General features: G+C 35.6%; 15 protein-coding genes. 11 read left to right on the forward strand and 4 right to left on the reverse strand.

The features are described 5' to 3' along the window. Positions 1-67 precede the first annotated feature (67 nt). On the reverse strand, positions 68-304 hold the full coding sequence (locus EG359_RS16570; RefSeq protein WP_076353244.1) for a hypothetical protein: 237 nt from the start codon (positions 302-304) through the stop codon (positions 68-70). A 261-nt stretch (positions 305-565) separates the two neighbouring features. Between EG359_RS16570 and EG359_RS22510 the strand changes: the two genes are divergently transcribed. Continuing rightward, a complete protein-coding gene (locus EG359_RS22510) occupies positions 566-733 on the forward strand; it encodes a bacteriocin-like protein (protein WP_164463073.1) in 168 nt (55 codons plus the stop codon). 33 nt (positions 734-766) lie between these two features. On the opposite strand, the gene EG359_RS16575 is transcribed toward EG359_RS22510, so the two are convergent. The 3 genes from EG359_RS16575 to EG359_RS16585 all read right to left on the reverse strand — a co-directional run bounded on the left by EG359_RS16575 (position 767) and on the right by EG359_RS16585 (position 3115). Beyond that, a complete protein-coding gene (locus tag EG359_RS16575; protein ID WP_076353245.1) occupies positions 767-1237 on the reverse strand; it encodes a YciI family protein in 471 nt (156 codons plus the stop codon). Between the two features lie 128 nt (positions 1238-1365). After that, positions 1366-2544 carry a nicotinate phosphoribosyltransferase gene (gene pncB / locus EG359_RS16580; RefSeq protein ID WP_076353246.1) on the reverse strand — a complete coding sequence of 393 codons (1179 nt, stop codon included), beginning with the start codon at positions 2542-2544 and terminating at the stop codon, positions 1366-1368. Between the two features lie 94 nt (positions 2545-2638). Then, positions 2639-3115 carry a Dps family protein gene (locus EG359_RS16585; RefSeq protein WP_076353247.1) on the reverse strand — a complete coding sequence of 159 codons (477 nt, stop codon included), beginning with the start codon at positions 3113-3115 and terminating at the stop codon, positions 2639-2641. Between the two features lie 210 nt (positions 3116-3325). Between EG359_RS16585 and EG359_RS16590 the strand changes: the two genes are divergently transcribed. The 10 genes from EG359_RS16590 (at position 3326) to EG359_RS16635 (ending at position 14573) form a co-directional block, all read left to right on the forward strand. Next, complete coding sequence (locus EG359_RS16590) at positions 3326-4912, forward strand: glycosyltransferase family protein (RefSeq protein WP_123867426.1); 1587 nt, start codon at positions 3326-3328, stop codon at positions 4910-4912. A 151-nt stretch (positions 4913-5063) separates the two neighbouring features. After that, positions 5064-6011 (forward strand): alkaline phosphatase family protein, encoded by a 948-nt coding sequence (locus EG359_RS16595; RefSeq protein ID WP_076353249.1) that lies wholly within the window; start codon positions 5064-5066, stop codon positions 6009-6011. A 181-nt stretch (positions 6012-6192) separates the two neighbouring features. Continuing rightward, complete coding sequence (rpsL, locus tag EG359_RS16600) at positions 6193-6606, forward strand: 30S ribosomal protein S12 (protein ID WP_002983146.1); 414 nt, start codon at positions 6193-6195, stop codon at positions 6604-6606. A gap of 23 nt (positions 6607-6629) precedes the next feature. Beyond that, positions 6630-7106 (forward strand): 30S ribosomal protein S7, encoded by a 477-nt coding sequence (gene rpsG, locus EG359_RS16605; RefSeq protein ID WP_034677991.1) that lies wholly within the window; start codon positions 6630-6632, stop codon positions 7104-7106. A gap of 6 nt (positions 7107-7112) precedes the next feature. After that, positions 7113-9230 (forward strand): elongation factor G, encoded by a 2118-nt coding sequence (gene fusA, locus EG359_RS16610; protein WP_076353250.1) that lies wholly within the window; start codon positions 7113-7115, stop codon positions 9228-9230. Between the two features lie 16 nt (positions 9231-9246). Next, positions 9247-9552 carry a 30S ribosomal protein S10 gene (rpsJ, locus tag EG359_RS16615; protein WP_002661363.1) on the forward strand — a complete coding sequence of 102 codons (306 nt, stop codon included), beginning with the start codon at positions 9247-9249 and terminating at the stop codon, positions 9550-9552. A gap of 286 nt (positions 9553-9838) precedes the next feature. Beyond that, positions 9839-12007 carry a TonB-dependent siderophore receptor gene (locus EG359_RS16620; protein ID WP_076353453.1) on the forward strand — a complete coding sequence of 723 codons (2169 nt, stop codon included), beginning with the start codon at positions 9839-9841 and terminating at the stop codon, positions 12005-12007. Positions 12008-12025: 18 nt separating this feature from the next. Further along, positions 12026-12643, forward strand: coding sequence for a hypothetical protein (locus EG359_RS16625; protein ID WP_076353251.1), 618 nt, complete (start codon positions 12026-12028; stop codon positions 12641-12643). A 131-nt stretch (positions 12644-12774) separates the two neighbouring features. Further along, positions 12775-13971: a PepSY-associated TM helix domain-containing protein gene (locus tag EG359_RS16630; RefSeq protein WP_076353252.1), complete on the forward strand. Its 1197-nt coding sequence runs from the start codon at positions 12775-12777 to the stop codon at positions 13969-13971. 101 nt (positions 13972-14072) lie between these two features. Further along, positions 14073-14573: a low affinity iron permease family protein gene (locus EG359_RS16635; protein ID WP_076353253.1), complete on the forward strand. Its 501-nt coding sequence runs from the start codon at positions 14073-14075 to the stop codon at positions 14571-14573. Positions 14574-14636: the final 63 nt, after the last annotated feature.

A 14636-nucleotide genomic window follows, 5' to 3' on the forward strand; every position in this document is an offset into this window, starting at 1 on the left:
AGTGTAATAATTTTTTTTATAATGAAAAAGTGAGCCGGAAAGCTCACTTTATGTATTGTTCATCAGATTATGGAGTGATTTCAATGGGACCAGGGAAAGGTTCAAGAACCAGTGGTTTGCACATTGCAGCCGGCTGGCATGTTCCCCCCATGCATATAAAATTAGTCATTGTGGTTGAGCCGTCAGGACATCTGATCATGCCTTCACCATGGCATCCTCCGGGACATTCTGGCAGATATAAATACCCGCCGAATACATCTTTCAGTTCTGTTCTCGAAAGTTTTGATACATTAATTTTTTTCATGGAATTAATTTTTAATTATGGTATTGTTTGCAAACTACTCACAATTAGATTGATAAGTGGAATAGCTAATAAGCTAAAATAATTAAATTAATTCATTAAAAAAAGAAATATTTGTTGATATTTTTATGTTGTTTGTATGTAATTATATGAAATTTAATTGATTAAAAAATAAATTGTATATTTATTTCCATATAAAGAGAGATAGTAAAGAGAAATCCGAAAATCTTTAAGAGTAGGAAATTAAACTAAACAAAATTAATCATGAAAAATTTAAAAAGCTTAAACAGAAAAGAGTTGAAAACTGTTTTGGGAGGTGCAGCATTAGCTTGTGAAACTCCTGTAGATGGAGGTTGTTCTGCAGGATACACATTCTGTAGTAATCCTTATTGCTGTTATCCACCAAGAAAACCGTATATCTGTTTTGATTAATAAAAAAATCCCTCAACTGAGGGATTTCTATTTCTAAGGATTTTCTTTTGAAATTTCCTCATGGTGCTTAAGGTATAAAGGCAGTGCCGCCGATCCATACCAAGGGAAGATTTCATAACTGAAAACTCCGGCCTGAACTGCAGGATCAGTTTTTACCCATTGCTCAGCTTCTTCTTTAGATTTTGTATTGAAAATAAACATTCCACGGTAGTTTTCCTTATTCTTTTCCAGAAAAGGTCCAGCCACGATAATCTTACCCTCATTTGCTAGTTTACCAATGTTGGTCATATGTCCTTTCATCAAAGTACTCATTTGAGTTTTGTCTTCAATTTTTGCAGAACCAGTTGTCAGCATTACAATGGTGTAAGCTTTCATGCCATATTGGTCTGCACCAAGAGAAGTGGCTAGTTCTTGATTGAATTTAGCCTTTTCGGTTTTCTTTTCCTGTGCAAAGTAAAGTGTTGAGGTGAGGAGGGATGCGATAAGTAATGTTTTTGATATCATATTGCTTTGTTTTGATAAATATAATAAAAACCCTATAAATTTCTGAAATGTGAATTTCAAATGATGTTATGAAACAAAAAAACCTCGATGGTTACGAGGTTATATTTAATAGTCTTAATGAGGTTACATTAATCTTTTATTCTTAAAAATTCTTTAGCAAGCTCAATCATTTTTGGATCACCGGTATATTTTCCATGTTCATCAGAAAGTTTTACGGTAGGAATCCATTCTTTATTGGGAGCCTGAACTCCGATAAGCTTCATAACAATGTTCATAGGTTTTAATCCTACATCATTCGTAAGATTGGTTCCTATTCCAAAAGAAATTCCGATTTTTCCTCTGCAATAATTGGTGATTTCTTCTACCTTTTCAAGATTTAGGGCATCAGAGAAAATGATGTATTTAAACATCGGATTGATGCCGTTTCTTTGATAATGAGCGATCGTCTTATCTGCAAATTCTAATGCATCACCACTGTCATGACGCACTCCATCAAAAAGCTTGGCAAATTTCTTATCAAACTGCTGGAAGAAAACATCGGTAGTATATGTATCTGATAGTGCTACTCCAAGATCTCCTCTGTAAACATCCACCCAATGTTCCAACGCCATTTCATTGGCCATTTTGAAACCATATTCGGCTGCGTGGAACATAAACCATTCATGAGCATGTGTTCCAATAGGCTTTACACCGTACTTCATGGCAAAGTGTACGTTTGAACTTCCTATAAATGTGGATTCTTTTTTCTTTGTCAAAGCCTCCATTACAAGATTTTGTACTTTATAGGAATGCCTTCTTCTTGTCCCAAATTCTGCAAATGTAACTCCAAGTCTGCCCAGAGATTCTGCCTTTTCAATGGTTTTGCTCATAACAACTTCATTAGAATCCCTTTCCATATGGTTCATTTCATAATGAAGCTCACTGATGAGTGCCAATAGAGGAACTTCCCAAAGGATGGTTCTGTACCAAAGCCCTTCAACGGTTACGGACAGATCACCTCCTTCCTGATGAATCTTTACTTCAGATGGGTCATAATGATAGCCCTCCAGAAAATCCAGGTAAGGAAGGTCAATATAAGGGCAGGTTCTTGCCATGAATTTCTTCTCTTCCTTAGTCAGCTTCAATTCAGCCATTTTATTGACTGCCTCTTTTAAGGCTGCATCAAACCCATCCGGAAAGTGATGTTTCCCTCTGTTGATGAATTCATATTTTACAATAGAACCAGGGAATAATTTTACCACGGCATTTTGCATGGTTATTTTATAGAAATCGTTATCTAGAATAGAGTTGAGTCTTACGTCGTTCATAATATGTGTAATTTTAACGCAAATATAAAAATAAAAAATAAAATCGCCTAAATGTAAGGCGATTTTTTTGAAATATTTCGATGATCTATATCGGTTATTTTCCTAAATAGGAATTGTACATCCAAACTTCTTTCTCCTGCTCCGTGATATAGTCGCTCATCTGAGAGTTTGTACCCTCGTCACCTGCTTCATCTGTAATATCTAAAAGCTCTCTCTGAAGATCAAGTACAACCTTGAATGAATTTAAGATTTGCTCAACACTTTTGTTTCCATCACTTACTTCTTTGCTTTCCTGAATAGTTGCTACTTTTAAATAATCAGAGTAGTTGTGTGCCGGGGTAGCTCCTAAAGTAAGTATTCTTTCGGCAATCTCGTCAATCTTTAGAACAAGACTGTTGTACAATTCCTCAAACTTCGGGTGAAGCGTAAAGAACTGATCTCCTTTGATATTCCAGTGTGAACCTCTTGTATTCTGATAAAATACAGAGTAGTTAGCTAACAGTACATTTAACTTTTCTGCTATTTTCTTGCAGTCGGCTTCTTTAAGGCCAATAATACTAGCGTTTTTCATATGTATATATTTATTTTTTATGGGTTACATTCTAATTGCTGTCCTCATTCCTGTTATTGGGTATGAAGTTGTGATAATAGCAATTTTATGGGCTTATTATTTATATATCTCAAATTTACGAAATTTCATGCCGAACTCCCTTGCTTATTGATAGATGATAACTATAAGAAAATTTTTTAAAATAGTTTGGAAGTATTAATATTGCAAATAATGAAAAGCTTCCTGACAACTACTGTATTATTTTTTGGAATGTGTATGATATACACGTTCTTAATGCTTTCGGAAACTGAGAATTACTTTACTTATCTATTGGATGATGCTTATATCCATCTTGCAATAGCAAAAAATCTTGCCTTTCATGGAGTGTGGGGTGTAACGAAGTATGCCTTTTCTTCTACCTCGTCTTCACCTATTTTCACAGTGGTTTTAAGTGGGCTAATTTATATATTGGGAGATCATGAGCTTATCCCTTTAGCTTTTAATGTCGTATGTGCCTTTTTCACCATATATTTTCTGAATAAATATTATGCTGATTACTTCAGTAAATCTAAACTCATCGTATTGAGCAGTCTTTTCACGTTGCTTTTTACTTCTGTTGCCCTGCTTATTTTCTCGGGAATGGAGCATGTGATGCAGGTGCTGGTAGTAGTTGTAAATGTTCTATGCTTTGAAAGATGGCTGAGGTCTGCGTGCAAAGATTCTTATTATTTGGGTTGGTTTTATGGTACCCTTGTTTTGCTTGGGTTGATTAGGTTTGACAGTATGTTCTATTTTCTGTCAATTGCCTTTGCTTTTCTACTGTTGAAAAGATGGAAGCACATAATCTTGGTATTGGCATTTGGCTTTATCCCTATTTTGATTTTTGGATACTTTAATTTTCAGGAAACAGGGTATTTCTTTCCTAATTCAGTTGTTGTAAAGGGTGCCAAGTTTGACTTTTCCGGTAATTATTTCAAACAGGCAGCAAGTATATTGTTTAATAAATTTTTCAATAATCGTTATTTTTACTTTGCAGGTTTACTGCCATTGTTAATTTCTGCATTTTTAATTGTAAAGGATATTAAAAAGGGTTTGAACTTTCAAAAAATTATAAAACAAAATTTTCTTATTATCGTTTGGTGCATCACATTATTTCTACATGTGACTTTCAGCCAGTTGACTAAAATATACAGATATGAAGCTTATATATTGATAGGCTTTGCCATGGCTATTATTCCGAGGCTTGGGTTTGTTTTTGAACAACGAAGCTTTCTGTTAAAGGAAAATAGGGTTATTTCTTCATTGGTTTTATTATCGTGCTTAACTTTACTTTTGAAAATAGGAATCGTTAGTTATCTGATTGTGGTTGGAAGTAGAAATATCTATGAACAACAGATGCAGTCCGCCAGATTTCTAAAGAAATATTACAACGAGTCTAAGGTGGTGGCTAACGATATCGGCGCGATCTGTTATTTTACCGATATCCATCTATTGGATTTTGAAGGATTGGGATCAAAGGAAGTGATGCCTTTTAGAAAAAGAATAATAGGAATAGATGATCAATTTGAAAAATTCTTAACGGAATATACAATTAAAAATAACTACCAGCTTGCAATAGCATATGAAGAATGGCTGGAGGGACATACCCCAAAAAACTGGAAAAAAGTTGCTGTTTTAACAATCAGTGGAAGCAGTGCCATGCTGGGGAGAGATCATTTGTATATTTACTCCATCAATCCCAAAATTCATAATGTTTTAAAAGAGCAGGTGAGAAACTTTAACTGGAACAAAAAAGTTACTGTTACCATTATAGAATAATGTTTTGACAGGTATTTCCAGTTAAGAAAATCTTACTACTCTCTTAAGGCCTGAACTTAATTTCTTAAGGAATAGATAATAATTTATTAATAAACCCTCAGTGTCCGTTTTCTAGCTTTGCACTTTAAATCTATAAAAAAGTAAAAAAGCTATGAAGAAGATCTTCTTGTATTTCAGTTTGTTGTTTTCAATACTTTCATGCAGTAGTAATGATACAGAAGCACAAACAAAAACCGAGGAAAAATACCAAACTAAAAATGTAGTTCTGCTGGTTGTAGACGGACCTCGTATTTCAGAAACATGGGAAGCCGCTAATAAAGAGAATATACCTAATAGAGTAAGTTTGTTGAGCCAAGGTGTTTTTATCAGTAATTTCAGAAACAACGGAACCACCAATACCAATCCGGGTCATAGTGCCATGTGTTCGGGAGTGTATGAAAATATTAAAAATAACGGTACCGAGTTGCCTGGGTTTCCATCTGTAATGCAACAATGGCTAAAATATACCGGAGCAGAAAAGACAAAGGCTTGGGTTATTGCTTCCAAGGATAAGTTAGAAGTATTAAATAACTGTAAACTTGAAGAATGGAATGGAAAGTTTCAGCCAAGTGTAGATTGTGGAGTAAGCGGTAATGGTTCAGGATATCGAGCTGATGCTGTAACAATAGCTAATACAAAGGAAGTAATGAAGAAGTATAGCCCAAATGTGATGGTGATTAATCTTAAGGATGTAGACTCTTATGGACATTCTAATAACTGGAACGAGTATATTAAGGCTATAAAAACTACTGATGCTTCCATTAAGGAGATCTGGGAGTATATCCAGTCGCTTCCTGCCTATAAGGATAAAACAACTCTGATTGTTTCTAACGATCACGGAAGACATCTGGATGCCAATGGAGGTTTTGCAGAACATGGAGATGACTGTGCAGGATGCAGGCATATTGAGTTTTTTGCAATAGGGCCGGATTTTAAAAAGAATACAACCATCAGCACAGGGAATTACGAACAGATTGATATTGCCAGTACAATGGCTGAACTTTTAGGAATACCTAAACAATACATGAAAGGAAAAGTAATAAAGGATGCCTTTAAATAAATTTTAATTTTTTAATGTCAATTTTCATGATCCAAAAATGATTGAATAATATAAAATTCATCGTGGTTTCAGATCGTTATGGAAAACAAATAGGAAAAAAAGATAAGAAATAAAATTACATAACTGCTTGTCAATTAAAAAAATATTATTATTTTTGCACCCTAAAATAAAAAGCAATTAAATGCCTACTATTCAACAATTAGTAAGAAAAGGAAGAGCCACGCTTGCCAAGAAGAGCAAATCGGCTGCCCTTGATTCTTGTCCACAAAGACGTGGTGTATGTACGAGAGTATATACTACTACACCTAAGAAACCTAACTCTGCACTTAGAAAAGTTGCAAGGGTAAGACTTTCTAACGGTAAAGAAGTTAACGCCTATATCCCGGGCGAAGGACATAATCTTCAAGAGCACTCGATAGTATTGGTTAGAGGCGGAAGGGTGAAAGACCTACCGGGAGTACGTTACCACATCGTAAGAGGTGCTTTAGACACAGCTGGTGTAAATGGAAGAACTCAGAGAAGATCTAAGTACGGAGCTAAGAGACCTAAACCAGGACAAGCAGCTGCTGCTCCTGCAAAAGGAAAGAAAAAATAATCATTAAATAAGGTACAAAAGCAATGAGAAAGACAAAAGCGAAAAAAAGACCGTTGTTACCAGATCCGAAATTTAATGATCAATTGGTAACGAGATTCGTAAACAACTTAATGCTTGACGGTAAGAAGTCAATCGCATTCAAAATTTTCTATGATGCATTAGATATCGTAGAAACTAAAAAAGGAGAAACTGAGAAAACTGCACTTGAAATCTGGAAAGATGCATTAACAAACGTTATGCCTCACGTAGAAGTACGTTCTAGAAGAGTAGGTGGAGCTAACTTCCAGATTCCTATGCCAATCAGAGCTGATAGAAAAATTTCTATGGCAATGAAATGGTTAATTAGCTACTCTAAAAAGAGAAATGATAAGTCTATGGCTTTGAAATTAGCTAATGAAGTTGTAGCAGCTTCAAGAGAAGAAGGTGCAGCTTTCAAAAAGAAATCTGATACTCACAAAATGGCGGAAGCTAACAAAGCTTTCTCACACTTCAAATTCTAATCTGAAATGGGAAGAGATCTTAAATTCACAAGAAATATTGGTATTGCTGCTCACATTGATGCAGGTAAAACTACCACTACAGAAAGAATTCTATTCTATACAGGTGTTAACCACAAAATTGGTGAAGTTCACGATGGTGCTTCTACAATGGACTGGATGGAGCAGGAAGCAGAAAGAGGTATTACCATTACTTCAGCTGCAACTACTTGTTCTTGGAACTTTCCAACGGATCAAGGAAAACCTGTTGCAGATACTAAACCTTACCACTTCAACATCATTGATACACCGGGACACGTTGACTTTACAGTAGAGGTAAACAGATCTCTTAGAGTATTGGATGGATTGGTATTCCTATTCTCTGCAGTAGATGGAGTAGAGCCTCAGTCTGAAACAAACTGGAGACTTGCTGACAACTACAAAGTAGCGAGAATGGGATTCGTAAACAAAATGGACAGACAAGGTGCTGACTTCCTTAACGTGGTAAACCAGGTTAAAGAAATGTTAGGATCTAACGCAGTTCCAATCGTTTTACCAATCGGTGCTGAAGAAGATTTCAAAGGTGTAGTTGACTTAATTAAAAACAGAGCTATCATTTGGGATGAAGCAGGACAAGGAGCTACTTTCGAGGTAGTGCCAATTCCTGAAGACATGAAAGCTGAAGTTCTTGAATACAGAGAGAAATTGGTAGAAGCTGTTTCTGAGTATGACGAAACTTTAATGGAGAAATTCTTTGAAGATCCGGATTCAATTACAGAAGAAGAAATCAATGCTGCATTGAGAGCTGCTACTATCGATTTATCTATTATCCCAATGACTTGTGGTTCTTCATTCAAGAACAAAGGAGTACAGTTTATGTTGGATGCAGTATGTAAATACTTGCCTTCTCCATTGGATAAAGATGACATCAAAGGTACTGACCCAAGAACTGATGCTGAAATTACAAGAAAACCATCTGTAGATGAGCCTTTCGCAGCATTAGCATTTAAGATTGCTACTGACCCGTTCGTGGGAAGATTAGCATTCTTTAGAGCTTACTCTGGAAGACTAGATGCAGGTTCTTATATCTTGAACACCCGTTCAGGAGATAAAGAAAGAATCTCAAGAATCTATCAGATGCACGCTAACAAGCAAAACCCAGTAGAATATATTGAAGCTGGTGATATTGGTGCAGCGGTAGGTTTCAAATCTATCAAAACTGGTGATACTATGTGTGATGAGAAAAACCCAATCGTTCTTGAATCGATGGTTTTCCCTGATCCGGTAATTGGTATCGCTGTTGAGCCTAAAACTAAAGCTGACCAAGATAAAATGGGTAATGCTTTAGCTAAATTGGCTGAAGAAGATCCTACGTTTACTGTTAGAACTGACGAAGCTTCTGGACAAACGATTATCTCTGGTATGGGTGAGCTTCACTTGGATATCATTGTTGACCGTATGAAGAGAGAATTCAAAGTTGAAGTAAACCAAGGACAACCTCAGGTAGAGTACAAAGAAAACTTAACAAAAGTTGCTAACCACAGAGAAGTTTACAAAAAACAATCTGGTGGTAAAGGTAAATTTGCTGACATTGTATTTGAACTAGGACCTGCTGACGAAGGTAAAATTGGTTTAGAATTCATCAATGAGATCAAAGGTGGTAACGTTCCTAGAGAATTTGTTCCTGCAATTGAAAAAGGCTTTAAAGCTGCAATGAAAAACGGTCCTTTGGCTGGTTTCGAAGTTGAAGGTATTAAAGTTGTTCTTAAAGACGGATCTTTCCACGCGGTGGATTCTGATGCTCTTTCCTTTGAAATGGCTGCTAAATTAGGATTTAAAGAAGCGGGACGTGCTGCTAAGCCAGTAATTATGGAGCCTATTATGAAACTGGAAGTTGTAACTCCAGAAGAATACATGGGTAACATCATTGGTGACCTTAACAAGAGAAGAGGTACAATCAGTGGACAAGAAGAAAAGAACGGTGCTGTTGTTATCAAAGGTTCAGTTCCACTTTCTGAAATGTTTGGTTATGTTACTACTCTAAGAACACTTTCATCAGGAAGAGCTACTTCTTCTATGGAATTAGAGAAGTACCAAGCTACTCCACAAAACGTTGCTGAAGAAATCATAGCTAAAGCAAAAGGTTAATTTTTAAATTAAAGAAATGTCACAAAGAATCAGAATAAAACTAAAATCTTACGATTATAACTTGGTAGACAAGTCTGCTGAGAAAATCGTAAAAACGGTAAAGGCTACTGGTGCTGTTGTAAACGGTCCAATTCCATTGCCAACGAACAAGAGAATCTTCACAGTGTTGAGATCTCCGCACGTAAACAAGAAAGCAAGAGAGCAGTTCCAATTATCAGCTCACAAGAGACTAATGGATATCTACTCTTCTTCTTCTAAAACTGTTGATGCTCTAATGAAATTAGAGTTACCAAGCGGTGTAGACGTTGAAATTAAAGTGTGATAATTGCATACTTTGCAATAATTATAGAATCCGTTCCTTTTTAGGAACGGATTTTTTATGCATATAATTAATCAGAAACTTTACTTTTTTAATTTAATTTTTTACAATCATATGCTTTCTTATGAAGATATAACCTAATGATTAATAGATCCTGTTGGTATATTTTTATAATAAAGATGTAATGATTAATAATCTGGTAATGATTATTCTTTTTCAAGTGACATATGTCAGTTTGATTTGTTTATTTAGAATTATTAAAAATAATAAATTTGCAAAAAATTATCAGATGAATAAAGTAGTATCCTTTTCTCTGCTATTATTAGGTGGGGTTCTTGCCAATGCACAGAAGACAAACGATTCAATCAAGCATAAAAAAATTGAAGAAGTAGAACTTTTTGGTGAAAGAAAAAAACAGCCGGAAGGTCTTGAAGCTATTACAAGACTCCCATTGAAGCCCAGAGACCAGATCCAAAGCATCTCCGTAATTTCTTATAAAGTAATTGAAGATTTGGGTGGACTGACAGTAACAGATGTTGCTAAAAATGTTCCGGGAGTTACTCAGTTTGGTAGTTATGGTGGTATCAGAGAAAGTATGTCTATTAGAGGATACAGAGGAGTACCTGTTTTGAAAAACGGAGTTCAGATGGATTCTGACTTCCGTACAGGGGCAATGCTTACCGATATGCAGGGAGTAGAAAGTATTCAGGTGATAAAAGGATCTGCTGCCGTTACACAAGGTATCGGTGATGGTCTTGGTTCCGCAGGTGGGGTAATAAACGTAGTGACAAAAGTTCCTAAATTTATTAATCAGACAAATGTAGGTTTCAGATATGGAAGCTGGGACTTCTACAGACCAACAGTTGACTTCCAGAGAGTATTAGATTCTCAAGGAAAAGTAGCAGTAAGATTAAATGCTGCTTACCAAAGTAATAATAGTTTCAGAAGATTTGTTAATACAGATCGTATCTATGTAAATCCATCTATTGCAATCCGTCCGGACGATAAAACTGAAATTGTTGTGGAGATGGATTATATGCACAATAATACCACTCCGGATAGAGGAACAATAAACCTTGCAAAAGGAGATGTTGAGGCAATTTATAAAATACCTGGAAGAAAATTCCTTGGTTTTTCTACAGATAATGCAAAAATTGAAACATTTAATTTCTCAACTACAGCTACAAGAAAGCTTACTGAGAAGTTAAAATTAAGAGCTGCCTTTATGAGCTCTTCTTACCAGTCTGAAATCGTTGGAGCAGCATTAGCTCCTTTAAAGAGAGATAATCCAACTGAATACCGTAATAGAACATTAACCAGGTCTGATAGAGAGGATTTGAATAAAGTATTTCAATTTGACTTCATAGGAGCAGATGTGATGACCGGATTTATGAAACATACTTTTCAGGTAGGTTTCGATTGGAAAGAATCTAACGTTACAACAACTTCATATAAAGCCGAAAATGTTGATCAAATTAATGTTTTAAATGAAATTAACAATATTCTTCCTACTGGGGTTGAGATAAAAACATCTACTGCTAGCTCTGTTAATACGGTGGCTCCAACAATGGGATTAATGGCACAGGATGTTATTACTTTCAATAAATATTTAAAAGCTCATTTAGGACTTCGTTACAGCAGATTGATTGGTTCTGATAAAGAAAAAGACTTTGCTTGGAACCCGTCATTTGGAATTATGGTTTCTCCAATTGAAAACATGAATATTTTTGGTTCCTATACAAGCACTACTTCTTTAAGAAATTCTAACAATCAGTTAGCTACAGGAGGTACCGTTGGTGGATCAACTACTAAACAGTGGGAAGCAGGGATCAAATCAGACTGGCTTAATGAAAGATTAAGATTCAATGTTACTTACTTTAATATCTACACCGATAACCTTTCATACGAACTTTTGGGAAGCAATGGTCAGGGGATAGGAAAATATGCTTTTGCCGGAGAACTGAAAAGACAAGGAGTAGAGGTTGAATTAATCGGTAAAATACTACCTAATCTTCAGGTTATGACAGGATGGGCATATGTAGATGCACAGTATCAGGACAGTCCTTCATTTGTAAATGGTTCAGCGCCGATAAACACGCCGAAGCATACTGCAAATGCCTGGTTAAATTATAAATTTAATACAGGAGCTTTAACTGGGTTTGACATAGGGGCCGGTATTTATTATGTAGGAACCAGACCTGTTGATGATTATAAACTTGATGTAATATTAGATAATGGTCACGTGAACGGAACACAACCTGGTGAAAGACCATTTAACATGCCTGACTATACTACTGTTGATGCTCAGATAGGATATACATTCAAAAATGGAGTAGGATTAAGAGGGTTCTTCAATAATATCTTTGATTCAGTAGGATATAACTCTTACTTCAGAGGTGGATATATTGATCAAATTCAGCCTAGAAACTTTGCTGTACAGGTAAACTATAAATTCTAATCAACAAAATCATCAATTATGAAAAGTGTAAAAACAGTAATCTTAGCATTAGTTCTTGGAGCAATTACTCTATCATGTTCAGGAGATAAGAAGAAAGGTGTAGATTATAATCAATTCAAAACAGAAGTAAAGCTTACTCCCGAGCAGGAAAAAAGTTTTGATGAAATTACGACAAAGTACCAGCAATTACAGGAGCAGAACTTTCAGGCTGCAAAAGCTCAGGGTGGGAATATGGACCGTGTTGCTTTGGGTATTAAAGGTGAGGAACTGAGAGCGCAACAGGCTATTGAAATGGCTAAAGTATTGGATGTTCCACAAATGGAAAAATTCAATAAGTTTGTTGATGAAAATTCCAGAAAAAGACCAAGATATGACAATGCTTTATTAGAGAAAATAAAAGCAGAAGCTCAACTTTCTGAAGATGAATTCAAGATGGTAAATGCTGCGAATGATGCCTTTGAAAAAGCATTCAATGATGCTCACGATGTATATCATGGGAATAATGATCTAGCTAAGAAATACTGGGAAAAATTTGATGCCCAAAGAAAAGCTGCCATCCAAAAGGCATTAACTCCGGAACACTTTACAAAATTTGAGGAGATTGTAAAAGATGTTCAGTTTAAAGGAAGAAAATAACCGATATTAATACTGGTTTAAGCTGGAAGTAATCTTTCCTTAAATTCGTATTAACTTTTTAATTTATTCATATCAATTTAAAAACATTAAGACGGCAAAACTGTCTTAATGTTTTTGCTATTATAACAAAAATGAAAACATTGTTTAAAAGCCTTTACAGGAAAAGACGGAAGAATGAATCGGTCATTAAATATGTAATGTGGATCATCCATCTTTGGTTGGGACTTTTATCAAGTATTATTGTTTTTGTGGTATGTCTTACAGGGTGTCTTTATGCCTTTAAAAACCAGATTACTGATTTTAGTAACAGAGATAAGGTGTATATCACTTCGTCATCCAAACAGGTTAAAAGTACAGACCAGATTCAGGCTGAACTTTTAAATGACGGTAAGGAATTAACCTCCTTACTGATGCCTGATGATGCGGGAAGAAGCTACGTGGTAGGTTACCGAGAAAAGCAATTGGATAAAGCTACTTATTATAACCAATATACAGGTGAAATCCTTGGGCAGGCAGATGTGGGGTCAAGCCGTTTCTTTGAAATTGTTCTTGATATTCACAGAAATCTGATGATGGGAAATGTGGGGCGTCAGATATTGGGAGCTGGTATATTGATGTTTTGTGTACTGCTGATTTCAGGTTTAATACTTTGGTTACCTAAAAAACTAAAGTTCCTGAAGCAAGGACTAACTGTAATGTTCAAGGCAAAATTCCAAAGACTTAACTACGATCTGCATAACACACTCGGATTTTATACTTTCATGATGCTTTTCTTTATTGCCGTTACTGGGTTGTATGTAACTTATCCGTGGGTAAAGAATGGTCTTATTGTAAGCTTGGGAGGATCATCCATCGATAATATTTCAAAAGATAAAGACAGTGCAGATGATGCTTTCGGAGGACTTTTAGAAGATATGCTTCAGAAGCAGGATGAAAAGAAAAACCTTAAAAACTCAGAATCGGCATCCATCGATAAGATTTTAAAATTAGCAGACCAGCACCTTCCATATACCGCTACAACCAGTATTGAGCTTCCCAACAAGGAAAATCCACGATATGTAGTGATAAAAACCAATAGGCAAAACTTTTTGGGAATGATGCTTCCTGATGAAGTAACCTTTGATAAAACTGGAGTTTTTAAAACAAAGGAGCTGTTTTCTGATAAACCGTTAAACAAGCAATTCACGGCATTGGCTAAACCTCTGCATACAGGAGAAATTATGGGTTTGCCAAGTATTATTCTGTATTTCATAGTCTCTCTTATTGGCTGCTCTTTACCTATTACGGGTTTTCTGATCTGGTGGCATAGATTCCGAAAGATGAAATAGGAGGGTAGGTACCTGGTATTTGAGCCTACATCCTGATTTTAAATATTTCTTTCATTCGTTCAGGTTAATTTTATACATTTATTATATAAAATAACCCTATTATGGACCATCAAAATAAAAATCTTTTTGAAAAATTTTCAAACTGGGCTGTAGGATTTACCGGAAGCCCCAATGCTTTTTTAGGAGCGATGGCTATCGTAGTGGCTTGGGCATTTTCCGGGCCTTTTTTTGATTATTCGGAAACTTGGCAGCTTGTTATCAATACCGGAACTACAATCATTACCTTTTTAATGGTTTTTCTTATTCAGAAAGCGCAGAATAAAGATTCAAAAGCCACACAGATTAAACTGAATGAACTCATTGCTGCTCATGAGAAAGCCAGCAATAGAATTGTAGATATTGAAGAGCTTACAGAAAAAGAATTGGATCAGCTTCACCGCTATTATGAAAACCTGGCCCAGTTTGCCAGGAAAGATGCTGATATTCATACGTCTCATTCCATTGATGCTGCAAAAAGAAATCAGGACTATAAGCATGATTTTTTCAGAGAGAAGCATGAAGAATGGCTAAAGAAGCAAGAACAAAAAAAGGAATCTAAGTGATTCCTTTTTTATTTGATATATAATAAACTTGTCTTGAGTTTTACCTGAAATTTCAGATATAAC

It is taken from the genome of Chryseobacterium joostei, assembly GCF_003815775.1.
In the GTDB taxonomy this organism is placed as follows: domain Bacteria; phylum Bacteroidota; class Bacteroidia; order Flavobacteriales; family Weeksellaceae; genus Chryseobacterium; species Chryseobacterium joostei.